Annotated in this window: 21 protein-coding genes and 3 tRNA genes; 15 read left to right on the forward strand and 9 right to left on the reverse strand. The window is 52.3% G+C overall.

Going from position 1 to position 24,400, the window contains the following annotated elements; all coding sequences use genetic code 11:
* Window positions 1-81: 81 nt before the first annotated feature.
* Window positions 82-399, forward strand: a complete 318-nt coding sequence (sugE, locus tag M975_RS20970; RefSeq protein WP_064561803.1) for a quaternary ammonium compound efflux SMR transporter SugE — start codon at window positions 82-84, stop codon at window positions 397-399.
* Here sugE and M975_RS20975 read toward each other — a convergent pair.
* From M975_RS20975 to frdA, 5 genes are all read right to left on the reverse strand, one after another.
* Window positions 396-929 carry a lipocalin family protein gene (locus tag M975_RS20975; RefSeq protein ID WP_064561804.1) on the reverse strand — a complete coding sequence of 178 codons (534 nt, stop codon included), beginning with the start codon at window positions 927-929 and terminating at the stop codon, window positions 396-398. The genes sugE and M975_RS20975 overlap by 4 nt on opposite strands.
* Before the next feature lie 115 nt (window positions 930-1,044).
* Entirely contained in the window at window positions 1,045-1,404 is a 360-nt protein-coding gene (gene frdD, locus M975_RS20980; protein ID WP_064561805.1) for a fumarate reductase subunit FrdD, read from the reverse strand.
* A 10-nt stretch (window positions 1,405-1,414) separates the two neighbouring features.
* Entirely contained in the window at window positions 1,415-1,810 is a 396-nt protein-coding gene (gene frdC, locus M975_RS20985; RefSeq protein ID WP_064561806.1) for a fumarate reductase subunit FrdC, read from the reverse strand.
* 10 nt (window positions 1,811-1,820) lie between these two features.
* Window positions 1,821-2,546 carry a succinate dehydrogenase/fumarate reductase iron-sulfur subunit gene (locus M975_RS20990; protein ID WP_374941775.1) on the reverse strand — a complete coding sequence of 242 codons (726 nt, stop codon included), beginning with the start codon at window positions 2,544-2,546 and terminating at the stop codon, window positions 1,821-1,823.
* Between the two features lie 4 nt (window positions 2,547-2,550).
* Window positions 2,551-4,344, reverse strand: coding sequence for a fumarate reductase (quinol) flavoprotein subunit (gene frdA, locus M975_RS20995; RefSeq protein ID WP_064561808.1), 1,794 nt, complete (start codon window positions 4,342-4,344; stop codon window positions 2,551-2,553).
* Window positions 4,345-4,798: 454 nt separating this feature from the next.
* On the opposite strand from frdA, the gene epmA reads away from it, so the two are divergent.
* Window positions 4,799-5,776: an elongation factor P--(R)-beta-lysine ligase gene (gene epmA, locus M975_RS21000; protein WP_064561809.1), complete on the forward strand. Its 978-nt coding sequence runs from the start codon at window positions 4,799-4,801 to the stop codon at window positions 5,774-5,776.
* Between the two features lie 123 nt (window positions 5,777-5,899).
* On the opposite strand, the gene mscM is transcribed toward epmA, so the two are convergent.
* From mscM to rsgA, 3 genes are all read right to left on the reverse strand, one after another.
* The gene (gene mscM / locus M975_RS21005) at window positions 5,900-9,238 is read right to left on the reverse strand and encodes a miniconductance mechanosensitive channel MscM (protein WP_064561974.1); all 3,339 of its coding nucleotides are present in this window, start codon (window positions 9,236-9,238) and stop codon (window positions 5,900-5,902) included.
* A gap of 155 nt (window positions 9,239-9,393) precedes the next feature.
* On the reverse strand, window positions 9,394-10,341 hold the full coding sequence (asd, locus tag M975_RS21010) for an archaetidylserine decarboxylase (protein WP_064561810.1): 948 nt from the start codon (window positions 10,339-10,341) through the stop codon (window positions 9,394-9,396).
* Between the two features lie 79 nt (window positions 10,342-10,420).
* On the reverse strand, window positions 10,421-11,476 hold the full coding sequence (gene rsgA / locus M975_RS21015; RefSeq protein WP_064561811.1) for a small ribosomal subunit biogenesis GTPase RsgA: 1,056 nt from the start codon (window positions 11,474-11,476) through the stop codon (window positions 10,421-10,423).
* 113 nt (window positions 11,477-11,589) lie between these two features.
* Here rsgA and orn point away from each other — a divergent pair, with 113 nt between their 5' ends.
* The 4 genes from orn to M975_RS21035 all read left to right on the forward strand — a co-directional run bounded on the left by orn (window position 11,590) and on the right by M975_RS21035 (window position 12,680).
* Window positions 11,590-12,135 (forward strand): oligoribonuclease, encoded by a 546-nt coding sequence (gene orn, locus M975_RS21020; RefSeq protein ID WP_064561812.1) that lies wholly within the window; start codon window positions 11,590-11,592, stop codon window positions 12,133-12,135.
* A gap of 215 nt (window positions 12,136-12,350) precedes the next feature.
* Window positions 12,351-12,426, forward strand: a tRNA-Gly gene (locus tag M975_RS21025).
* Between the two features lie 67 nt (window positions 12,427-12,493).
* A tRNA-Gly gene (locus M975_RS21030) sits at window positions 12,494-12,569 on the forward strand.
* A gap of 35 nt (window positions 12,570-12,604) precedes the next feature.
* Window positions 12,605-12,680: transfer RNA gene (locus M975_RS21035), tRNA-Gly, on the forward strand.
* Between the two features lie 270 nt (window positions 12,681-12,950).
* Here the strand turns inward: M975_RS21035 and queG are convergent.
* A complete protein-coding gene (queG, locus tag M975_RS21040; RefSeq protein WP_064561813.1) occupies window positions 12,951-14,090 on the reverse strand; it encodes a tRNA epoxyqueuosine(34) reductase QueG in 1,140 nt (379 codons plus the stop codon).
* Here queG and nnr point away from each other — a divergent pair.
* From nnr to hflC, 9 genes are all read left to right on the forward strand, one after another.
* Window positions 14,089-15,603, forward strand: a complete 1,515-nt coding sequence (gene nnr / locus M975_RS21045; protein ID WP_064561814.1) for a bifunctional ADP-dependent NAD(P)H-hydrate dehydratase/NAD(P)H-hydrate epimerase — start codon at window positions 14,089-14,091, stop codon at window positions 15,601-15,603. The genes queG and nnr overlap by 2 nt on opposite strands.
* Before the next feature lie 2 nt (window positions 15,604-15,605).
* A complete protein-coding gene (gene tsaE, locus M975_RS21050; RefSeq protein ID WP_064561815.1) occupies window positions 15,606-16,067 on the forward strand; it encodes a tRNA (adenosine(37)-N6)-threonylcarbamoyltransferase complex ATPase subunit type 1 TsaE in 462 nt (153 codons plus the stop codon).
* Between the two features lie 13 nt (window positions 16,068-16,080).
* A complete protein-coding gene (gene amiB, locus M975_RS21055) occupies window positions 16,081-17,415 on the forward strand; it encodes an N-acetylmuramoyl-L-alanine amidase AmiB (RefSeq protein ID WP_064561816.1) in 1,335 nt (444 codons plus the stop codon).
* Window positions 17,416-17,424: 9 nt separating this feature from the next.
* The gene (gene mutL, locus M975_RS21060; RefSeq protein ID WP_064561817.1) at window positions 17,425-19,323 is read left to right on the forward strand and encodes a DNA mismatch repair endonuclease MutL; all 1,899 of its coding nucleotides are present in this window, start codon (window positions 17,425-17,427) and stop codon (window positions 19,321-19,323) included.
* Window positions 19,316-20,263: a tRNA (adenosine(37)-N6)-dimethylallyltransferase MiaA gene (gene miaA / locus M975_RS21065; protein WP_064561818.1), complete on the forward strand. Its 948-nt coding sequence runs from the start codon at window positions 19,316-19,318 to the stop codon at window positions 20,261-20,263. The genes mutL and miaA overlap by 8 nt, the downstream gene beginning before the upstream one ends.
* A gap of 102 nt (window positions 20,264-20,365) precedes the next feature.
* Entirely contained in the window at window positions 20,366-20,674 is a 309-nt protein-coding gene (gene hfq, locus M975_RS21070; RefSeq protein WP_034461169.1) for an RNA chaperone Hfq, read from the forward strand.
* A 76-nt stretch (window positions 20,675-20,750) separates the two neighbouring features.
* Window positions 20,751-22,031: a ribosome rescue GTPase HflX gene (gene hflX, locus M975_RS21075; RefSeq protein ID WP_064561819.1), complete on the forward strand. Its 1,281-nt coding sequence runs from the start codon at window positions 20,751-20,753 to the stop codon at window positions 22,029-22,031.
* A gap of 74 nt (window positions 22,032-22,105) precedes the next feature.
* On the forward strand, window positions 22,106-23,356 hold the full coding sequence (gene hflK / locus M975_RS21080; RefSeq protein ID WP_064561820.1) for an FtsH protease activity modulator HflK: 1,251 nt from the start codon (window positions 22,106-22,108) through the stop codon (window positions 23,354-23,356).
* A gap of 2 nt (window positions 23,357-23,358) precedes the next feature.
* Complete coding sequence (hflC, locus tag M975_RS21085; protein ID WP_064561821.1) at window positions 23,359-24,363, forward strand: protease modulator HflC; 1,005 nt, start codon at window positions 23,359-23,361, stop codon at window positions 24,361-24,363.
* The last annotated feature ends 37 nt before the right edge of the window (window positions 24,364-24,400 follow it).

The following is a 24,400-nucleotide window of genomic DNA, read 5'->3' on the forward strand; positions in this document are numbered from 1 at the left end:
ATAACGCCCTCACCAGCCTTACGGGACGACCTGTAAGCGCTTCTTGATATCCGGGGACGGCCCCATTGACTGGAGCTGTAAATGGCCTGGTTTATTCTTGTTATCGCCGGTTTATTGGAAGTTGTCTGGGCTGTCGGCCTGAAATATACCCACGGTTTTACTCGCCTGTGGCCCAGTGTCATTACGGTGGTTGCGATGGTTGTCAGCATCGCGCTGTTGTCATGGACCATGAAAACGTTGCCTACCGGTACGGCTTACGCCGTCTGGACGGGGATTGGCGCTGTGGGTGCCGCCACAACCGGGATTTTACTGTTAGGCGAATCAGCAAGCCTGGCCCGTATTGCGAGCCTGGCTTTAATTGTCGTCGGAATCATTGGCCTGAAAATCAGCACGCATTAACTGCTCGGCTGTTTAATCCACAGCAACTTCTCAACTGCAAAGCCCTGACGTGTAGCGATATCAAGCATGTTCTGTTTCACGCCAGGGCTGATGGTTGGCGTGCGTGACAATATCCACAAGTAGTCTTTATCCGGCCCGCACACCAGTGCGTGTCGGTAATCTTTATCAATGGCAATCACGTTATAACCACCATAAAACGGCCCAAAGAATGAAACTTTCAGTGCGGCCCGGCTTGGGTCGCCGGTGAAATACGCCTGGCCAACACTTTGCTGCCACATTTGCCGGTCGGGGTTAAACCCGCGGTTTATCACCCTGATACCGCCATCATCCATCGAGCTGTAAGTTGCGGTGACTTGCTCAAGGCCGCTTTCAAATTTGTGGTCAAATCGGGCAATTTCATACCACTTCCCAAGATAGCGTTTAGCGTCAAAATTATTGACTACCGTGGTTCCAGGTGGAGGTGTGGGAGAGCTACAGGCAACAACCAGAAACGCAACAGCAAGGGTGGTGATAATCGGCCAGATGCGCATAGCAAATTCCTTCTTGGGTTTTTAGCTAAGTGTAGATGGCAGCAGGAAAAAAGCGGGGCAGAGGAAGAAATAAAAAGGCCTGCACAATGGCAGGCCTTGTTGACTATCAGAGCGATTAAAGCGTGATCACACCGATAAAGGTCACAACAGTCAGAATGGCAGCCAGGCCATAGAAAACCCACTTGCCGGATGGCACATGAATTTTCAGATCGTGCATCGCGTGATGAACGCGGTGCAGCCCACACCACAGCGGCAACACAATCATCAGGAAGATGAACAGGCGACCAATCAGGCTCTGAGAAAACGCCAGCACACGGTCATAGCCTAATGCGTCGCCCGGGAAAAGACCCAGCGGCAGCATAATGCCAACCAGCAGCACGATGACAGGTGTGATGATTGCGCCCCACATGCCGCCTGCGCCAAACAGACCCCAGAATACCGGCTCGTCGGAGCGTTTTGGATTTGGATTAATCATGACGTCCCCCTTACCAGAACAGAGCAATAAACAGAATGACGACCGTGGCGACAACCGTCACCGCCCATAAGCCTTTAATCACCGGCTCAGGCCCCATTTTGTCATCTTTAATGATGATATTGGCGGCTTTAGGCGCCAGCTCAAACCAGGTTTTGGTATGCAGTAATGCAGCCGCCAGGGTGATTAAGTTGAGGATAATCACGATCGGGTTTTGCAGGAAACTCACAAACCCAGCCCAGCTCTCTGGCCCGCTTTTCAGCGAGAACAGACCGCAGATCAGCAAAATGCTGAACCAAATGGTTGGAACAGCCGTTCCTTCACGAATCATATAAAAACGATAGAAGCCCAGCTTTTGCCACCAGGTCGGCGTCATCGTCCGTACATATGGCTTACGTTTCGTAGTCATTTTGCACTCCTTAGCGTGGTTTCAGGGTGGCAATCAAAAAGTCTTTCGAACTTTCGACTTTACCCTGCTGGATGGCAGCGGCCGGATCGACGTGTTTCGGGCAGACTTCGGAGCAGTAGCCCACGAAAGTACAGCTCCAGACGCCATTCTGGCCGTTTAACTGCGCCATTCGCTCTTTCTTGCCATGGTCGCGGTTATCCAGGTTGTAACGGTGAGCAAGCGTGATTGCTGCCGGGCCAATAAACTCAGGGTTTAAACCAAACTGCGGGCATGCGGAATAACACAGGCCACAGTTGATGCAGCCTGAGAACTGATGGTATTTCGCCATCTGTGCAGGCGTTTGGGTATTTGGCCCCTGGTCTGGCGTGCGCGGGTTGCCGATAATGTACGGTTTAATCGCTTCCAGGCTTTCAATAAAGTGGGTCATATCGACCACTAAATCGCGCTCAATGGGGAAGTTAGCCAGCGCTTCAACCTTCATGCCTTTGGTGTATTCGCGCAGGAAGGTCTTACAGGCGAGTTTTGGCACTCGGTTGACCATCATGCCGCAGGAGCCGCAGATAGCCATACGGCACGACCAGCGATAGCTGAGATCGGGTGCCAGGTTGTCTTTGATGTAGCCCAACGCATCTAACAGCGAGGTTTGCTCATCGTAAGGCACGTCGTAGATTGCACTGTGCGGCTCGTTATCCGTTTCCGGGTTATAGCGCACCACTTCAATCTTCAGAGTCTTCATCGCATCAGCCATTAGACGCCTCCTTCTTCTTGTCGGCCGCTTCTGATTCCGCACCATAGACGCGTTTTGCTGGCGGCAGGGTGGTGATTTTCACATCGCTGTATTCCAGACGCGTGGTTCCATTAGCGTCACGGAAAGCGAGAGTGTGTTTCAGGAAGTTCACATCATCACGCTCGGTACAACCTTCGTCCAGACGCTGGTGCGCACCACGAGACTCTTTACGTGCCATTGCTGAGTGCGCCATACATTCCGCAACATTCAGGCCGTGGCCCAATTCGATGGTGTAGAGCAAATCAGTATTGAACACACTAGATGTGTCAGTGATGCGAACGCGTTTGAAGCGCTCTTGCAGCTCTGCCAGCTTATCCATGGTTTTCTGCATCAGTTCTGGCGTGCGGTAAATACCACAGCCTTCTTCCATCGACAGACCCATTTCATCGCGAATCTTCGACCAGTTCTCAGTGCCTTCCTGATTAACCAGTTTCTTGAGACGAGTTTCTACATCAGCCGCTTGCGCATTCAGTGCAGCATCATTGGCGGGCTGTGCTTCGTTTGCACGGCGCATCGCGTTTTCACCTGCCAGACGACCAAACACCACCAGTTCTGCCAGTGAGTTGGAACCTAAACGGTTGGCACCGTGCAGGCCAACGGAAGAACATTCGCCAACCGCGAACAGGCCTTTAATGCGGGATTCGCACTGGCTGTCGGTTTCGATACCGCCCATGGTGTAGTGCGCGGTAGGGCGAACTGGAATCGGCTCTTTCACCGGATCAACGCCGACATAGGCTTTCGACAGTTCGCAGATGAATGGCAGGCGTTCGAGCAGCTTTTTCTCGCCCAGGTGACGCAGGTCGAGATAAACCACGTCGCCACGTGGCGTCGGAACGGTGCGACCTGCGCGCCATTCGTGCCAGAAGGCTTGAGAAACTTTGTCACGCGGGCCAAGTTCCATGTACTTGTTACGCGGCTCGCCCAGCGGTGTTTCAGGCCCCATGCCGTAATCTTGCAGGTAACGATAGCCATCTTTGTTGACCAGAATACCGCCTTCACCACGGCAGCCTTCCGTCATCAGAATGCCGGAACCCGGCAGGCCGGTTGGGTGATATTGCACAAATTCCATATCACGCAACGGTACGCCGTGGCTCAACGCCATGCCCATACCATCGCCGGTCACGATGCCGCCGTTAGTGTTATAGCGATAAACACGACCCGCACCGCCGGTTGCCATGACAACGGCGTTGGCGCGGATTTGTACCAGCGTGCCTTCCATCATATTCATGGCGACCAGGCCGCGTGCAGCACCATCATCAACCAGAATATCGAGCACGAAATGCTCGTCAAAGCGCTGGATTTGTGGGAACTGTAATGAGGTCTGGAACAGGGTGTGGAGCATATGGAAGCCGGTTTTATCCGCGGCAAACCAGGTGCGCTCAATCTTCATGCCACCAAAACGACGAACGTTCACTGAACCGTCCGGGCGGCGGCTCCATGGGCAGCCCCATTGCTCAAGCTGTGTCATTTCGGTTGGACAGTTATGCACGAAGTAGTCGACGACATCCTGCTCACACAACCAGTCGCCACCGGAAACGGTGTCGTTGAAATGGTATTCGTAACTGTCGTGATCCTGCGTAACGGCAGCAGAACCCCCTTCGGCGGCCACGGTGTGGCTACGCATTGGGTAGACTTTGGAGATCAGAGCGATTTTGGCTTGTGGATTGGCTTGTGCCGCCGCGATGGCTGCTCGTAAGCCCGCTCCGCCAGCGCCTATTATGGCAAGATCGGCTTGAAAGGTTTGCACGACATTCCTCCAGATTTTAGTTATTTCGCATAGCTAATTTAACCAAAGGTAGTTCACCAATACGGCGCCAGCTATAGCGAAAGGGTTATCCCTGCTCCTTTGTAGGTAGCGGATTATAGCCGCAGGCTTTTTAAGGAAATTTGACGTGTTCGATTTTTTTGCTGTTCAGTGCAGCAATTAATTAGTAATAGTGATGAGTTACGTCACGAAATTCACATTATCAGAGCGGTTGCCGCGTATACCCGTCGCCCTTCAAAATGCAGGGGTGTTGGCTACACTCACTCACCCGAATCACTTACTTCAGTAAGCTCATCGGGATTTGCTCGTTTGCCGCCTACCTGCATCTCGAAGTTTCTCGGGTATAAATGGCGGTGAAAATTTACTGCGCAAAATTTGTCTCCAATATGCGATGCGGGTAGACTTCTCGGCCTTGTTTGAATACGGAGACTCCACCATGAGCGAAACGGCCACCTGGCAGCCGAGCGCATCCATCCCCAACCTGTTAAAACGCGCTGCGATCATGGCAGTCATTCGGCGTTTTTTTGCCGACCGCGGTGTACTGGAGGTGGAAACACCGTGCATGAGTCAGGCTACGGTAACGGACATTAATCTGTTCCCGTTTGAAACCCGTTTTGTTGGCCCAGGCCACGCTCAGGGCGTGAATTTGTACCTGATGACCAGCCCGGAATACCACATGAAACGCCTGCTGGCGGCGGGCATCGGCCCGGTATTCCAGCTGTGCCGTAGCTTCCGTAATGAAGAGATGGGCCGCCACCATAATCCAGAGTTCACTATGCTGGAGTGGTATCGCCCTTGCTACGACATGTATCGTCTGATGAATGAAGTTGATGATTTGCTGCAGCAGGTTCTGGAAACGGATGCCGCAGAAACGCTTTCATATCAGCAGGCTTTCCAGCGCCACCTGGACATTGACCCGCTTTCTGCGGACAAAACCCAATTGCGTGAAGTGGCGAGAAAGCTCGATTTAAGTAACATTGCCGATCAGGAAGAAGACCGCGACACCTTGCTGCAACTGCTTTTCAGCATGGGTGTCGAGCCGCATATTGGCAAAGACAAACCGACGTTTGTTTATCACTTCCCGGCAAGCCAGGCAGCACTGGCGCAAATCAGCACCGAAGACCACCGTGTGGCCGAGCGCTTTGAGGTTTACTTCCGAGGCATCGAACTGGCGAACGGTTTCCACGAATTGACTGACGCGCGTGAGCAGCAGCAGCGTTTCGAGCAAGATAACCGTAAACGTGCCGCTCGCGGTTTACCGCAGCAGCCGATTGATGTGAATTTGCTGGAAGCGCTGAAGGCGGGTTTGCCAGATTGTTCAGGTGTTGCGCTAGGTGTGGATCGTTTGATTATGTTGGCGTTGAAGGCTGAGAGCTTGGCTGATGTGTTGGCGTTCCCGGTCGATCGCGCATAAACCACCCTCACTCTGACCCTCTCCCTTAGGGAGAAGGTCAGTCTGGTATTATCCTTCTCCCTGAGGGCGGTACCGGTTTTCTCCTTCTACTGGGGGAGAAGGCTGGGATGAGGGCATCCTGACTTACAAACTCCCTGGCGTCCTACCTGCTTTCCCTGAAGATGTCATCGTCTTACTACTCCGTTGCCCACCCAGACTATCCAGACGCATCTGGAACGGTGGGAATGGCAGCTCGATACCGTGTTCACGGAAGCCTTGCAGAATGAGCTGATGAATTTCGTGGCGCAGCGGCATACGGTGGTTCATCTCCGCGGCGTAGATACGCAGCTCAAAAATCTGAATACCGGCTTGTAAATCAACAAGGAATGCTTCTGGTGCAGGGTTATCAATCACCAGCGAACAACGCTCTGCTGCCTGCAACAACACTTTGGTGACCTCTTCACTGTTCGCATCCGACGGGGCAGGCACCGTTAACACCACACGCGTCACCGAGTCCGACAGCGACCAGTTGATAAACTGCTCGGTGATAAACGCTTTGTTCGGCACGATTATCTCTTTGCGGTCCCAGTCGCTGATGGTGGTAGCACGTGTGTTAATCTTGGTGACGCTGCCGGTGAGATCGCGAATCGTGACGGTATCGCCAATACGAATGGGTTTTTCGAACAGAATAATCAGGCCAGAAATAAAGTTGGCGAAGATCTCCTGCAAACCAAAACCTAAACCCACACCAAGCGCTGCGACCAGCCATTGTAATTTCGACCACTCGATACCAATCATTGAGAAGCCGACCAACGTGCCGACCAGCAACAGCAGATATTTGGTGACGGTGGTTATGGCGTAACCGGTGCCGGGGGCTAAATCCAGGTGCTGCAACAGCGCGAGCTCGAGCAGTGCGGGCAGGTTTCGCACCAGCTGCATGGTGATAATCAGCACCAGAATGGCAATCAACACAGCGCCGAGCGTAATAGGCTCGAGGCTCTCAACGCCTTGCACCGTTGAGGTCACATCCCACAAGGTGATGTTTTCGAGGAAGCCAAATGCAGAATGGATCTCTGACCACAGCACAATGACCGACAACAGCGCAATCAGCATCAGAATCGAACGCACCAGGCGCAGTGACTGCACGCTGATGGTATCCAGATCGATTTCAGGCTCTTCGATGGCTTCAGCCGAGCCTTCAGTGCTGTGACTGTGTGCGGCTTCTTCTTCACCACGCGCGCGCTGGGCGAGGATCTCAGCACGGCGATGTTTGGCACGGTCAAACGCCAGACGGCGGCGCTGAATCAGCATCCAGCGACGGAAGATATGGTAAACCACCAGTAACAAGAACCAGATAGCTACCGACGTTTCAAGCCTCGCCAGCAGGGCCTGTGCGGTTGCCAGGTAACCCACTGCCGCTGCCAGAATGGCGAGCAACGGGGCCGCGAGCAACAGGTTCCACAAAATGGTGTTAGCGATGTTTTCGCTATTACCTTGTTTATCCAGATACAGCGGAATGCCTGCGCGTTTTAAACTCAAGGTCACCAGGGCCATCGCGCCGCAAATCAACATGAAACACAGTCTGCCGAGCGAGCCTGAGAACTCACGGTCATTAAGATTATCAAACATAATCAATGCCATAATCAGCGGCACAATCATGCCGATGCTCATCAGATAATAGCGCATGGCACGGGCGACACGTGGCTGCGGCCAGCCAAAATGCACGATGAACAAACCATTCGGGCGAGCAAACGTGGCACAAATCATCACGGCCCACAGCAATGGCACCGTGGCGGTCACGCCATCGCCGATAGCGACTGCGAGCGGGTACGGCCAGGCAGCTTGCAGCCCGTAGCCGAGCGTTGCCCACAATACCGGTAGAGGCAACGCCACCAGAATCGACCAGAACACGGTGCGCAAGGTTAAGCTGAAATGGTCCTGCGTGACCTTACCGACCCTGGCGCTCGATCGTTCAAGGAAGGCAGAAAAATGGCGGCGGGAGCTGACACTAAAGCCCACCAGTATTAATGCACCGAACAGAGGCAGCAGCGTTTCCTTGCTGGTGAGCATCATGATGGTGGCACTGCCAAGCTGGCTGAACGTGTCCATCGACACCAGACGACGCAAATCCTGCACAATCTCAACCGGCCAGGTGATGCCCATCGGGCTGACATCTGAGGTCCAGAACAGGTAACGGTGCGTGGCTTCGTTGACCTCTTTTAACGCATCTTCCAGTTGGCTATTCGCCACTTTCAGCTTGGTCAGTTCCAGAATCAGGTTATCGCCGCCCTGCAGCAGGGAATTGAGCAGTTCGCGCTGGGTGCGTAGTTGTGCCTCCAGGATACGGTTTTGCTCACTGGTGAGCTCCTGACCATCGTTCTGGCGGATCTGGCGTAATTGCTGCTGCTTGTTCATCAGGTCTTCATAATGCAGACGCTGTACACGCAACTGGCCAAGTTCGGTATCCAGTTGCTGTGGCTTTGGCATTTCAGGTAAACGAGCCACCTGAGCGCGTAAGGCTTCACCCAACACATTCGACACGCCAAGCCATTGTGACTGTTCGCGCAGCGTGTTGAGTGCCTGACGCACTTGCAATGTCTGGCTTGAGGCCTGGCGCTGTTGAGAGGCGACTAAGTCCATACGCTGAGCCTGTTGATTCAACGCCTGGGATAATTCGCGGTTATTTTTAAACTGGTCAACGATACCAGATGGCAGGTTGGCGCTACTTTCAGCCAGCAACTCTGTGCTTTCCAGGGCCTTTTCAGCTTCTCGCTGGCGCTGATTATTGAGCTGATTACGTAATGCCTGGAGATAAGCATCCAGTTGTTCGCTCTGTTTTTGGGCAAGCTCAGCGCGCAGGCGAGCAAGTTCCTGGCGGTTACTGGCCGACAATTGTGCCAGTTCCAGTTCATCGACCAGCGCTTTCAGGCGCGAAGATTCAGCCTGCAAAGAGATGTTTTGTGCCTGTGTTAGCGGCGTGCTGGTGGCCGGAAGGGTACCCATCCGACGTTCAACCTCGTTTAACTGACGGCGGGCATCGGTTTGCTGCTGCGGCAGTTGGCTGAGTGAGTCGGTGATTTCCCGGGTGCGTTCTTGTTCTTGCTGCGCAAGGCGGCTTTTATCCAGCAACTGGCTGCTAACTTGCAGGATTTCCTGGTTTAACGCATCGGTGCTCATAGTTTCTGGCACTTTTTGCGGTTCATCGCGCAGGTTATTTATCTGCCGACGCAAGGTGTCAGAGAGCTTGGGGAAGTTATCTATAACTTGCTGATATTGCGTCGCTCTTTCGAGAGAGACTTTTCGTTCATCAAGTGCATTGAGCGCTGCCTGAAGCGCTTCCACGGTTTCAGCACTGCCAGGTTTGTCTTTTGCAGACTTAGCTTGTTCGAGTTCCTGGGAGATTTGTTTGGCGTCGGGGGCGGTGGCGGCATACGCCGGAAGACTTAGGCACCAGGCCATCAGAAGTGTGAGTATCAGGCGCACGTAAATACCTATCTTAGTTAACCCCTTCATCCTTCAAGCCGCAGCTGCGTTGGCTGCCTTTGCTCACCCCAGTCACTTATTTATATAAGCTCCTGGGGATTCGCTCAGTTGCCGTCTTGCTGCAACTTGAATGATTTTGGGTTGAGCTTTAAGCGTTAAACGTCCGGTTTGGTTTCCTGATCGGCAGCAACTTCTGCTTCAGTAATCTCACTGACAGGCACTTCCGGCTCGCTCATCGGTTCGGTAGAAATCGCCAGTGGCTCACCAATTTTGGTGACAGACAGGCTTTGCAGTTGTTCGGCAAGGTTCACTTTACCTGGCGCGAACAAGTTGATGACCGTCGAGCCAAGTTTGAAGCGGCCCATCTCCTGGCCTTTCAGCAGCGCAACGGAGCCTTCGCTTTCACCCGCAGGCCACGTCCAGCGTTTAATCACGCCTTCACGCGGTGGCGTGATAGTGCCAGCCCAGACGGTTTCGATGCTGCCAACAATGGTGGCACCCACCAAAATTTGTGCCATCGGGCCAAACTCAGTATCGAACAGGCAGATAACACGCTCGTTACGGGCAAACAGGTTTGGCACGTTTTGCGCGGTTAAATGGTTTACGGAGAACAGGTCGCCCGGCACGTAAATCATTTCACGCAAGATACCGTTACACGGCATGTGTACACGGTGGTAATCACGTGGTGACAGATAAGTGGTAACGAAACTGCCGTTACGGAACAAATCGGCCATTAAGTAGTTACCGGCGAGCAGGGCTTCGAGGCTGTAGTTATGGCCTTTTGCCTGCAAGATTTTGTCTTCTTCAATCGGGCCCAACTGACTCACTACGCCGTCTGCTGGCATCACCAACACACTTGGGTCGGTATTGATTGGGCGAACATCGTCACGCAGTGGGCGCACGAAGAATTCATTGAAGGAGCGATAGCTGGCAGTATCCGGCTTCTGTGCTTCCTTCATGTCGACTTTGTAGTATTTCACGAACAGGTCGATAACCAGTTTGGTCAACCAGCCAGCTCGTTTGCTTGCACCCCAGCCTGCCAGGCGAGTCAGCCATAATTTAGGCAGGATGTACTGGAGCGAAAGTTTAAAGTTGTCTAACAAGATAGCCTCCTGGCTAAGTACCCGCTTTAGCGGGCATACACAAAAAGGAGCGCGATTTTAGCGATGCCCAGCTTAATTGTCAGCGGTCAGTATCGGAAAAGGTTTTACGCGATTTTACCTCGGACATGCTTTCCAGTATGCGATGGTAATTTTCGAAACGCGTTTCGGCGATTTCCCCACGCTCAACAGCTTCGCGCAGCGCGCAGCCTGGATCGTTGGTGTGGCTGCAGTCACGGTATTTGCAACGACCTAAATAGTCGTGGAATTCAGTAAACCCATGAGTGACCTGATCCGGCTCTAAGTGCCACAAACCAAATTCACGCACCCCTGGGGAGTCGATAACATCGCCGCCGCCCGGGAAGTGGTACAGGCGCGATGCCGTGGTGGTGTGCTGGCCTAAACCTGAGTTATCAGAAACGTCATTGACCAGAATCTGGACTTCTTTGAACCCGAGCAGGTTATTGAGCAGGCTCGATTTACCCACACCTGATTGCCCGGCAAAAATGCTGACGCGGCCGATCAGGGCTTCTTCAAGCTCTTTCAGGCCTTCTACTTTGTGGCTGGAAACCATCAATACGCGGTAACCAATCTTGCGGTAGATATCCATCTGTTCATTGACGAATTTCAGGCCTTCTTCGTCGAGCAGATCGGTTTTATTGAGTACCAGCAGTGGCTCGACTTCCAGGGTTTCACACGCCACCAGATAACGGTCAATAATGTTTAATGACAGCTCGGGCAGAATGGCGGAAACCACAATGATTTGGTCGATGTTGGCGGCAATGGGCTTCACACCGTCATAGAAATCTGGGCGTGTCAGGACGGTTGTGCGCTCGTGCACCGCATCAACAATGCCTTTTATGGTTACGCCTGCCGCAGCTTCTTTGGCTGGGCGCCAGACCACATTGTCGCCGGTAACCAGCGAACGGATGGTGCGGCGAATATTGCAGCGGTGAATGTCACCACCTGGTGATTCAACATCGGCATGTTGGCCGAAACGGCTAATGACGCGACCATCGCGCGGTTCGCCAAACTGAGAGTCGTCAGGATCGGCTTTCTCCACAGTCTGTTTAAGCCGACGCTGGTGGTTTGCTGAAACCCGGCGCTGCTGTCCTTTGGAGAGTTTATTTTTGCTCAATCTTACTGGCTCCTGGTCGCCCGTGGTGGGCAAAACCTCTATGATACACACTATTTTATACGAATTAACCCATCGACAAGGGTGGGCTACGCACAAGAAGGGTGGAAAATAGCATGAGTGGAAATGAAAACAATCTGATTTGGATTGATTTAGAAATGACCGGCCTGGACCCCGAGCGGGATCGCATAATTGAAATTGCCACTCTGGTTACCGATGCCAATTTGAATATCCTTGCCGAAGGGCCAACGATCGCGGTTCATCAGTCCGATGAACAACTGGCTCTGATGGATGACTGGAACGTGCGTACTCATACCGGCAGTGGGCTGGTGGAACGCGTGAAAGCAAGCACCCAGGACGACCGTGCCGCTGAACTGGCAACGCTTGAGTTCCTGAAACAGTGGGTGCCAGCGAATAGCTCCCCAATCTGTGGTAACAGTATCGGCCAGGATCGCCGTTTCCTGTTTAAGTACATGCCAGAGCTTGAAGAGTACTTCCACTATCGCTATCTGGATGTCAGCACTTTGAAAGAACTGGCTCGCCGCTGGAAGCCTGAAATTCTGCCTGGTTTCAAAAAGCAGGGCACCCACCAGGCGATGGATGATATCCGTGAGTCAGTGGCGGAACTTGCGTTCTACCGCGAGAATTTTATCAAGCTATAAGAAGTTGTTAGCCTCGGTCCTGTTTTTTTCATTAACCCGAAAAAAGGCAGGATCGAGAGATTTTCCTGATTTTCGCTGGGAAAATAATCATTTTGTCGAATTAATCAGCATTCAAACAAAAAACGCAAAAAAAATCGTTTGAGGGCTTGCGACTAAAACGATTTCTCGTATAATGCGCCTCCCGTACCGATGCAGAATTTGCAGCGATACACAGAGCGGGAATAGCTCAGTTGGTAGAGCACGACCTTGCCAAGGTCGGGGTCGCGAGTTCGAGTCTCGTTTCCCGCTCCAAATTTGATTACAGCAGTACCACCAAATTCGATGGCTTTTAAGCATCAGCTTGAAAGACGAAGAATATGCGGGAATAGCTCAGTTGGTAGAGCACGACCTTGCCAAGGTCGGGGTCGCGAGTTCGAGTCTCGTTTCCCGCTCCAAATTTGATTTGGCTTTTAAAGCCAGCACCACCCAAGCGGGAATAGCTCAGTTGGTAGAGCACGACCTTGCCAAGGTCGGGGTCGCGAGTTCGAGTCTCGTTTCCCGCTCCAAATTCTAATCTTCAGTACAAATTATCCACAACGCTAACCAGCGTCAGTGGTAGTTTTTACGTCCATGCTAAATTCTTGTAAACAGACTTATCCACAGCCTTCGTCTATTCACTTAGATCGCTAATTATTTCTTCATTTTTACAAGAAAATTTTAACTATTTGATTAATATCATTTTTTTAATATTTCAGAATGTTAAGCCGATCGCTTGCAGATTTTTTTTCGTTTGCAGGACAAGACGTTCAAATTTTTATTCACATCCTGTGGACATGTCACGCATCACGTTTTAACCCCTTTTCAATCACCCGAACCAGCCGCTGTTTTTGCGGGAGCTGGACTTCAGTTGCATTAGCGTTGCGCTTGATTAATTGTTGCGCAATCGCCCAGTCAATGTGCTCATCAAGAAGTGGGTGCTCACCTTTCCGTTGTTGCAATACCCCCAGAATCGCTTCATCCCAGGGCGCATTTCCCAATGCCACCGCAATATTTCGCAGCCAACGTAAATGGCCAATTCGACGAATAGCCGAACCTTCTGTCACGCGCAGGAAATAGTCTTCACTCCATGTGAACAACTCAGCCAGTTCCGGTGCATGCAATTTGCTGCGCGGGCTAAAGTCTTCTTCGGTGGTCAACTGGGAGAAACGGTTCCACGGGCAAATCAGCTGGCAGTCATCGCAGCCGTAAATACGGTTGCCAATAAGCGGTCTGAACTCTTCCGGTATTGAGCCTTCAAGCTCGATAGTGAGATAAGAAATGCAGCGGCGTGCGTCAACGGTGTAGGGCTCAACAATCGCGCCTGTCGGGCAGATAGTCATGCAGGCCACGCAGCGCCCACACTTTTCCTCGACAGGTTTATCAATTGGCAGCGGAATATCGACCAACAGTTCGCCGAGGAAAAAGAACGATCCTGCTTCCTGGTTGAGAATTAGTGAGTGCTTACCTGTCCAGCCGAGCCCGGCTTTATCAGCAAGTGGTCGCTCAAGAATCGGCGCTGAATCCACAAAAGGTCTAAAATTCAGCGTGGAACAATGAGACTGGATCATTTCGCCCAGTTTCTTGAGTCGATTACGCAGCAGTTTGTGGTAGTCGCGCCCAAGGGCGTAACGGCTGATATAACCAATTTTGGGATTTTTAAGCGTTGAAGCAAAGGCTGCATTAGCGGGAAGATAGTTCATCCGCACGCTAATCACGCGCAAGGTGCCGGGGAGCAATTCGTGTGGTCGGGCACGCATCATGCCATGACGAGCCATCCAGTCCATCTCGCCGTGATATTGTTTATCCAGCCATATCTGGAGCGCAGGTTCACTGGCGGTGAGATCGGTATCGGTAATTCCCACTTGCTGGAAGCCGAGTTCGATACCCCACTGCTTGATATTTTGCGCTAATTGATTGAGATCGAGGGGCTGTGACATGACGGACCTGAGCCTAAAAATAACCGCCAAAAGTATACCACATTCAGTCTGGTCCGCAGACTGGCTGCGTAACGCTGAGAAACACGCGGCAGATTACTTAGGGTTAACGCTATACGAACTGATGCAACGGGCAGGGGCTGCGGCATTTGCCCTGGCTCGTGAACTTTACCCGCAAACCCAGCACTGGCTGGTTTTGTGCGGCCATGGCAATAACGGCGGTGACGGCTATGTGGTGGCGCGGCTTGCTCAGGCGGCGGGTATTCGCGTTACATTGCTGGCAATCGAAAGTGACAAGCCTTTGCCTGAAGAAGCGGCCTGCGCACGCGACGCGTGGCTGGATGCAGCAGGTGTGATTCATGCCCTGGAACATGTCTGGGCAGACGATATCGATCTCGTGATTGACGGAGTGCTTGGCACCGGGCTTAACAGTTCTCCCCGAGATGCTGTCGCGCAGTTGATAGAAAAGTGCAATCAGCATGCGGCACCAGTCGTCGCGCTGGATATCCCTTCCGGCTTGCTTGCAGAAACGGGCGCAACGCCTGGCGCGGTGATCAACGCTTCCCATACCATCACTTTTATTGCCCTTAAGCCCGGGCTGCTGACCGGAAAAGCTCGCGATGTGGTGGGTAAACTGCATTTTCATGCTTTGGGTCTTGAAACCTGGCTGAATGGGCAGACTGCGCCGATAACTCGCGTGGACAGTGCGCAGTTAGTTGGCTGGTTACCCCCACGCAAGCCTACCTCACACAAAGGCACGAACGGGCGTTTGGTGATTATAGGTGGTGACCACGGGACTGCGGGTGCCATTCGCATGACGGGCGAGGGGGCATTACGCGCGGGAGTGGGGCTAGTTCGCGTACTGACTCGCGCAGAAAACATTGCGCCACTGCTGACTGCTCGGCCTGAATTAATGGTGCAGGAATTAACGCCGCAGTCGCTTGATGAAAGCCTTGAATGGGCCGATGTGGTGGTGATTGGCCCAGGACTTGGGCAGCAAGAGTGGGGCAAAAAAGCCCTGGAAAAAGTCGAGAACAGCCGTAAACCGATGCTCTGGGATGCAGATGCGTTGAACCTTCTGGCAATCAATCCCGATAAACGTCAGAATCGCGTCATTACGCCGCATCCTGGCGAGGCTGCCCGCCTGTTAAATTGCTCTGTATCACAAATTGAGAGTGACCGCTTACTTGCCGCTGACCGCCTGGTAAAACGTTATGGCGGAATTGTGGTCTTAAAAGGTGCCGGTACGGTTGTTGCCAGTCAAAGTGGTGAATGTGCCATTGTTGATGTGGGCAATGCTGGAATGGGCAGTGGCGGTATGGGGGATGTGCTTTCCGGTATTATCGGGGCATTGCTGGCACAGAAGCTAACCCCGTATGATGCAGCAAATGCCGGATGTGTAGCACACGGCGCGGCCGCAGATGTTCTGGCTCAGCGCTATGGAACACGCGGCATGTTAGCCAGTGATTTACTCTCGACGTTGTACCCTTTTGTTAACCCGGATTTGAATAGCTAAAAATGATTAATCGAGTTATCGCATTACCTGATGAAGCCGCGACCTTAGAACTGGGCACCTGTCTGGCAAAAGCCTGCTTAGGTGCCACTGTGATTCATCTATATGGTGACCTGGGTGCCGGGAAAACGACATTCAGCCGTGGTTTTGTGCAGGCGCTGGGTCATAAAGGGAATGTTAAAAGCCCAACCTATACGTTGGTCGAACCGTATGAACTCGGCGATTTGATGGTGTATCACTTTGATCTCTATCGCCTTGCCGATCCAGAAGAACTCGAGTTTATGGGAATTCGTGACTATTTCACCAACGATGCAATCAGTCTGGTGGAGTGGCCGCAAAAAGGTCAGGGTGTGCTGCCGGAACCGGATGTCGAAATCCACCTAAGTTACCAGGCCGAAGGGCGCGAAGCGCGTCTGAACGCAGTTTCCTCATCTGGTGAGTCGTTACTGGCGCGGTTGGCCAAATAACAAGGATGACGGGATGATCCCTCGCGTGAAAAGTTGGTTGATGGCGGTGTGTTTGTTGGTGCTGACGGCACAAACAGGCGCCGCTAATTTAGCGGATATTCAGGTATCAAATGGTGATTCACAGGCGCGAATCACTTTTAGTTTTATTGGCGATCCTGAATATGCATTTTCCCAGGATGATAAAAAAAGCGTAGCCCTGGATATTAAACAAACCGGTGTCATCAACGGGTTGCCATTGCAGTTCAGCGGTAACAACCTGGTGAAAAGCATCCGCTCCGGGCAACCGAAAGACAGCGATTCACTCCGCCTGGTGGTTGATCTGACGCAACCGGGTAAAACTCGCGCGGTAAAACAGCAGAATGGGGCAAACTACACGGTGGTGTTTACCATTAACGCCGATGTACCGCCACCACCACCACCGCCGCCGCCAGTTGTGGCTAAACGTGTGGAAGCTCCGCCAGTGACCCGTCCAGCCGATCCGGCAAGAAATCCATTTAAACCGCAAACGGTGACCGGCGCTATCAGCTCGAATACAGCAATCCATGCTGCTCGCTCGCAACACACCTCGGCGCAGTCTGAAACCGTTGTTGTGGCTATTGACGCCGGGCATGGTGGGCAAGATCCGGGGGCTATTGGTCCTGGCGGCACCAAAGAGAAAAACGTCACCATTTCTATTGCCCGTAAACTGCGTGCATTACTCAATGATGACCCGATGTTTAAAGGCGTGCTGACCCGTGATGGCGACTATTTCATTTCGGTGATGGGACGCTCGGATGTGGCGCGTAAACAGAACGCCAATCTTCTGGTTTCTATTCATGCGGATGCTGCACCAAACCGGGATGCTACCGGGGCGTCCGTTTGGGTGCTGTCAAATCGCCGGGCGAATAGCGAAATGGCGGGCTGGCTTGAGCAACATGAGAAACAATCAGAATTACTCGGCGGTGCGGGGGATGTACTGGCAAACAGCCAGGCTGACCCGTATCTGAGCCAGGCGGTACTGGATTTGCAGTTCGGCCATTCGCAGCGCGTCGGGTATGATGTTGCAACAAAAGTGCTTGCCCAAATGCAGCGAGTTGGCGCGTTACATAAACGCCGCCCTGAACACGCAAGCCTTGGGGTGTTACGTTCGCCGGATATTCCGTCTGTGTTAGTGGAAACCGGGTTTATCAGTAACAACTCGGAAGAGCGCCTGCTGGATAGCGAGGATTATCAGCAAAAAATTGCTCAGGCTATTTATCAGGGGCTGAAGGATTATTTCCAGACCCACCCGTTACAATCAGCGCCTGAAACGACTCAGACCGCACGTTCACAAGGTGTGGGTATCGATCAGGTCGCGATTACTCAATAAGGAGATTTCATGCCGATTCAGGTTCTGCCGCCGCAACTTGCCAACCAGATTGCAGCTGGCGAAGTGGTAGAGCGCCCCGCGTCGGTGGTGAAAGAGCTGGTTGAGAACAGTCTGGATGCGGGTGCCACGCGGATTGATATTGATATCGAACGCGGCGGCGCCAAACTTATTCGTATCCGTGACAATGGCTGTGGTATCAAAAAAGACGAGCTGGCGCTGGCGCTGGCCCGACATGCCACCAGTAAAATTGCCACGCTTGATGACCTTGAGGCGATTATTAGCCTCGGTTTTCGTGGTGAAGCCTTAGCAAGTATTAGCTCGGTTGCCCGTCTGACGCTAACGTCGCGCACTGAGGATCAAACTGAAGCGTGGCAGGCCTACGCCGAAGGGCGTGAGCAAGATGTGACGGTTAAACCTGCGGCACACCCCGTCGGTACCACCCTTGAAGTGTTGGACTTGTTTTACAACACACCTGCCCGCCGCAAATTCATGCGTACCGAGAAAACCGAATTCAACCACATTGACGAGATAGTCAGGCGTATCGCGCTGGCGCGCTTTGATGTGTCGATTAACCTCACGCATAACGGCAAAGTTATCCGCCAGTACCGCGCTGTCGTAGAGGGGGCCCCGCGCGAACGCCGTCTTGGGGCGATTTGCGGCATACCTTTTCTTGAACAGGCGCTGGCGATTGAGTGGCAACATGGTGATTTAGCCCTGCATGGTTGGGTGGCTGAGCCAACCGCTACGACATCCGCACTGGCAGAAATTCAATACTGTTACGTGAATGGGCGTATGATGCGTGACCGCCTGATAAACCACGCGATTCGCCAGGCATGTGAAGATAAGTTGGGCGTCGACCAACAACCAGCGTTTGTGCTTTATCTGGAAATCGATCCGCATCAGGTGGATGTCAATGTACACCCGGCCAAGCATGAAGTCCGTTTTCACCAGTCGCGTCTGGTGCATGATTTTATCTATCAGGCCGTGTTGAGCGTGCTGCAACAGCAGGCGGAAAACCGTTTGCCGCTGGAAGAAACAGCGGAGCAGCCACAAGAACGCTGGCAGCCAGAAAACCGTGTTGCCTCCGGGCGTAATCAGTTTGCAACGCCTGCGCCCGCATCAACTCCTCGCGAATCAGCACCTCGCGAACCGTCACTTCGCCGCTCTGCGTCAGCTTCTGGCGGTTATAGCGAAGCAGGCCAGGGGAAAAGCACCATGCCTTTATGGCCACATGCTGCACCGGGCTTCCAGAAAAAAGAAGGGGTGGTATACCGTGAGCTACTGAACACCCCAGAGTCTGGGGTGAAAAATCGGGCCTCTGAGCCAGAGGCTTATGAAGCCTTAGATGCTCATACACAAAGTTTTGGCCGCGTGTTGACCGTATTAGCCCCTGACCTGGCATTACTGGAGCGTGATGGCAAAATTATGCTGCTTTCGCTGACGGTCGCCGACCGTTGGTTGAAAATGACGCAGCTCGTACCCGGTGCTGAAGGCGCATGTGCTCAACCGCTGCTGATTCCTCTTCGTTTGAAAGTGACGAAGGAGGAGCATGACGTTCTGGTGAAAAATCAGCCACTTTTACTGGGAATGGGCATTGAATTTGCTGTTGAGTCGCGTCAGATAACAATTCGCTCCGTACCTTTACCTTTGCGTAAACAAAATTTACAAATCTTGATTCACGAACTGCCAGGATACCTGGCGCAGCAGACAGAGGTTAACGCGACACAGATTGCTCAATGGTTTGCTCGTCAAATGGACGGCTTTCATGAACAATGGAATCTGGCACAGGCAATTGCCTTGCTGGCTGATGTAGAGCGCCTTTGTCCGCAGCTGGTGAAATCACCACCTGGCGGTTTGTTACAACCTGTTGATTTACAATTGGCGATGAACGCCCTGAAACATGACTGAAGTTAAGCAAAACCTGCCACAGGCAATTTTTTTAATGGGGCCAACGGCCTCTGGTAAGACGGCGCTCGCGATTAATTTGCGTAAAACGTTGCCGGTAGAGTTGATAAGCGTCGATTCGGCCCTTATCTATCAAGGGATGGACATCGGTACAGCAAAGCCCACGGCGGAAGAACTTGCCCAGGCCCCGCACCGGTTACTTGATATTCTCGACCCTGCACAGGCTTATTCCGCCGCAGATTTTCGGCGCGATGCGTTAGCTGAAATGGCAGACATTACCTCAGCCGGGCGTATCCCCTTGTTAGTTGGGGGAACGATGCTCTACTTCAAGGCATTGTTAGAGGGTTTATCACCATTGCCATCCGCCGACCCTGACGTTCGGGAGCGGATAGAAAAACAGGCAGCAGAGCAAGGATGGGATGCGTTGCATCGCGAGTTAGCACAGGTTGATCCTGTCGCCGCCGCACGTATTCATCCAAATGATCCACAAAGGCTTTCCCGTGCACTGGAAGTTTTTTTCATTTCGGGTAAAACTTTAACGGAACTGACGAAAACGTCAGGAGAAGCTCTGCCTTACCAGGTGCATCAGTTCGCCATCGCCCCGGCGAGCCGTGAACTGCTCCATCAACGAATTGAGCAGCGTTTTCATCAGATGTTAGCTTCCGGATTTGAAGCTGAAGTGCGGGCTCTTTTTGCCCGCGGTGATTTGCATACGGACATGCCTTCCATTCGTTGTGTGGGTTACCGGCAGATGTGGTCTTATCTGGCGGGTGAAATTCCGCATGATGAAATGGTTTATCGTGGTATTTGCGCGACGAGACAATTGGCTAAGCGGCAAATGACCTGGTTGAGAGGTTGGGAAGGTGTTCACTGGTTAGACAGCGATAACCCGTCTCAGTCTTACAGCGATGTATTACAGGTTGTTAGTGCGAAGCATCAATGAATGTGTACAATTGAATCGTCATGGTGCGCAATATTTTACGCAGTTTTTCAGAGCCTCAGGGTTCTTGAGTTACAAACAACAAGCATATAAGGAAAAGATAGAATGGCTAAGGGGCAATCATTACAAGATCCGTTCTTGAACGCACTGCGTCGCGAACGTGTTCCAGTTTCTATTTATTTGGTGAACGGTATTAAGCTGCAAGGTCAGATTGAGTCTTTTGATCAGTTCGTGATCCTGTTGAAAAACACGGTCAGCCAGATGGTCTATAAGCACGCGATTTCAACTGTTGTTCCGTCACGTCCGGTATCTCATCACAGCAATAACACCGGTACTAGCGGTTCTGGCAGCTACCACCATGGTGGAAGTGCGCAAGGTTCTGCGCCACAACAAGATAACGAAGACGCTGAATAAGGCGTTACGTTGTTTTTCCAAGCCGGGGAACCAGGGATGCTGGGTTCCCCGCTGGTCTTTTTGAGAGGTTATACGCTTGTTTGACCGTTATGATGCCGGTGAGCAGGCGGTGCTGGTACACATCTATTTTACGCAAGACAAAAACAAAGAAGATCTGGATGAGTTTGAATCTCTGGTCTCTTCAGCTGGTGTCGAAGCGTTACAGGTGGTTACTGGTAGCCGCAAAGCTCCTCACCCGAAGTATTTTGTTGGTGAAGGTAAGGCAATTGAGATTGCCGATGCAGTGAAAGCCACTGGGGCATCGGTCATTTTATTTGATCATGCGTTGTCTCCTGCTCAGGAGCGTAACCTCGAAGCGCTGTGTGAATGTCGCGTCGTCGACAGAACCGGCCTGATTTTAGATATTTTTGCTCAACGTGCACGTACCCATGAAGGTAAGTTGCAGGTTGAACTGGCTCAGTTGCGTCATATGGCAACTCGTCTTGTGCGCGGCTGGACCCACCTTGAGCGTCAGGGAGGGGGGATTGGTTCACGAGGTCCTGGGGAAACTCAGCTCGAAACCGACCGCCGTTTACTGCGCAACCGGATTATGCAGATTCTTGGTCGCTTAGAACGAGTCGAAAAACAGCGTGAACAAGGTCGAAGATCGCGTGCCAAGGCTGATATCCCAACTGTTTCTTTGGTGGGCTATACCAACGCCGGCAAATCCACCCTGTTTAACCAAATAACAGCAGCTGACGTCTATGCTGCAGATCAGTTGTTTGCCACACTGGATCCAACGTTGCGCCGTATTAACGTTACGGATGTTGGTGAAACCATACTGGCAGACACAGTAGGTTTTATTCGTCACCTGCCACACGATTTAGTGGCGGCGTTTAAAGCAACCTTGCAGGAAACTCGTCAGGCGACACTGTTATTACATGTCATTGATGCCAGCGACCTCAGGATTGAGGAAAACATTGCCGCGGTTAATACCGTTCTCGAAGAGATTGAGGCCAATGAAATTCCTACGCTTCTGGTCATGAATAAGATAGATATGATGGATGATTTTGTTCCTCGTATCGACAGAGATGATGAAAACATGCCTATTCGGGTCTGGCTTTCTGCCCAGACCGGTGAAGGTGTTCCACTGCTTTTCCAGGCTTTGACAGAGCGTTTATCTGGTGAAATTGCGCAGCACACGCTGTGTTTGCCTCCCCAGGCTGGGCGACTTCGGAGCCGTTTTTATCAGCTTCAGGCAATAGAAAAAGAGTGGATGGAGGAAGACGGCAGTGTTGGCCTACAAATTCGTATGCCTATTGTTGACTGGCGTCGCCTCTGTAAACAAGAACCGGCACTCGCTGACTACATTGTCTAGCAAGTCAAGGGAATGTCCTGAAGACTTTTTCCCCTACGGGGGATATCACCGCACAACAAATATGGAGCATAAACATGGCGTGGAATCAGCCCGGTAATAACGGACAGGACCGCGACCCGTGGGGAAGCAGCAAACCTGGCGGCGACTCTGGGGGTAACAAAGGAGGGCGGGATCAGGGGCCACCTGATCTGGATGATATCTTCCGGAAATTAAGCAAAAAACTCGGCGGCCTGGGCGGCGGCGGTAAAAGTGGTGGTGGTTCTTCGCAACTTCCTCGTCCCCATATTGGTGGCCGCATGGTCGGTATCGTTGCTGCCGTGGCTGTCGTTATTTGGGCTGCAACCGGGTTCTATACCATTAAAGAAGCTGAACGTGGTGTGGTAACGCGTTTTGGTCAATTCAGCCATCTGGTTGAGCCGGGCCTGAACTGGAAACCAACATTCATTGATAGCGTCAGAGCGGTAAACGTTGAAGCGGTTCGCGAATTGGCGGCTTCCGGTGTGATGCTGACTTCCGATGAGAACGTGGTTCGCGTCGAGATGAACGTCCAGTACCGTGTTACCGATCCGCGTCGTTACCTGTTTAGCGTAACCAGCGCAGACGATAGCTTGCGTCAGGCAACAGACAGCGCATTGCGTGGTGTTATTGGTAAATACACCATGGATAAGATCCTCACCGAGGGTCGTACCATTATTCGTAATGATACTCAGCGCGAACTGGAAGAAACCATTCGCCCGTACAACATGGGTATCACCTTGCTGGACGTCAACTTCCAGGCTGCTCGTCCGCCGGAAGAGGTGAAGGCTGCGTTTGATGATGCGATTTCCGCACGTGAAAACGAACAGCAATATATCCGTGAAGCAGAAGCGTATACCAACGAAGTTCAGCCGCGTGCTAACGGTCAGGCGCAGCGTATCCTCGAAGAAGCGCGTGCTTATAAAACACAGACCGTGTTAGAAGCGCAGGGTGAAGTTGCCCGCTTTGCCAGATTGTTGCCGGAATACAAAGCCGCACCGGAAATTACCCGTGAGCGTTTGTATATCGAAACGATGGAAAAAGTGCTTAGCCATACCCGTAAAGTTCTGGTTAACGACAAGAGTGGCAACCTGATGGTTCTGCCACTAGATCAGATGCTCAAAGGTGGCTCACAGCCAGCAGCAAAGAGTGACAGCAGTGGCGCAAATAGCTTGTTGCGTTTGCCACCTGCATCCAGCTCAAGCAGTGGTAGCGCCAGCACACCGTCCTCTTCAAGTCGGGGCGATATCATGGATCAGCGCCGTGCCGACGCACAGCGCACTGATAACCAGCGCGTAGGGAGTGAATAACGATGCGTAAGTCAGTCATTGCTTTAATTATCATCGTGCTGGTTGTGCTGTTTACCTCGGTCTTCGTGGTACAGGAAGGCGAGCGCGGTATTACATTACGCTTTGGTAAAGTACTGCGTGATGATGAAAACAAACCGGTGGTCTATGAGCCAGGTTTGCATTTCAAAGTGCCGTTTATCGAGTCGGTTAAAACCCTTGATGCGCGTATTCAGACGATGGACAACCAGGCCGATCGCTTTGTCACCAAAGAGAAGAAAGACCTGATCGTTGATTCCTACATCAAATGGCGTATCAGTGATTTCAGCCGCTACTACCTGGCAACCGGTGGTGGTGATGTTTCTCAAGCTGAAGTGCTGTTAAAACGTAAGTTCAGTGACCGTCTGCGTTCTGAGATTGGCCGTCTTGATGTGAAAGACATCGTGACCGATTCTCGTGGCCGTCTGACTCTGGATGTCCGTGATGCGCTGAACTCAGGTTCTGCAGGTACTGATGATGAAGTCTCCACACCCGCGGCAGATGATGCAATTGCATCGGCAGCAGCGCGTGTAACGGCTGAAACCAAAGGCAAAGTGCCAGTGGTTAACCCGAACAGTATGGCGGCTCTGGGTATTGAAGTGGTCGACGTGCGTATTAAGCAGATCAACCTGCCAGCTGAAGTGTCTGAGGCAATCTACAACCGTATGCGCGCTGAGCGTGAAGCGGTTGCACGTCGCCACCGTTCACAAGGTCAGGAAGAAGCTGAGAAGCTGCGTGCTACCGCCGACTACGAAGTGACTCGTACTCTGGCAGAAGCCGAGCGTATGGGCCGAATCAGCCGTGGTGAAGGTGATGCAGAAGCTGCCAAACTGTTTGCTGACGCATTCAGCCAGGATCCAGATTTCTATGCCTTCATTCGTAGCCTGCGTGCTTATGAGGCGAGCTTCAGTTCTGGTCAGGACGTCATGGTGTTAAGCCCGGATAGCGATTTCTTCCGCTACATGAAAACACCAGCGAACAGTACACGTTAATATTCGCAAGTTATCTATCAAGAGCCGGTCTGACCGG

The sequence above is a fragment of the Buttiauxella brennerae ATCC 51605 genome (assembly GCF_001654925.1).
GTDB classification, from domain to species: Bacteria; Pseudomonadota; Gammaproteobacteria; order Enterobacterales; family Enterobacteriaceae; genus Buttiauxella; species Buttiauxella brennerae.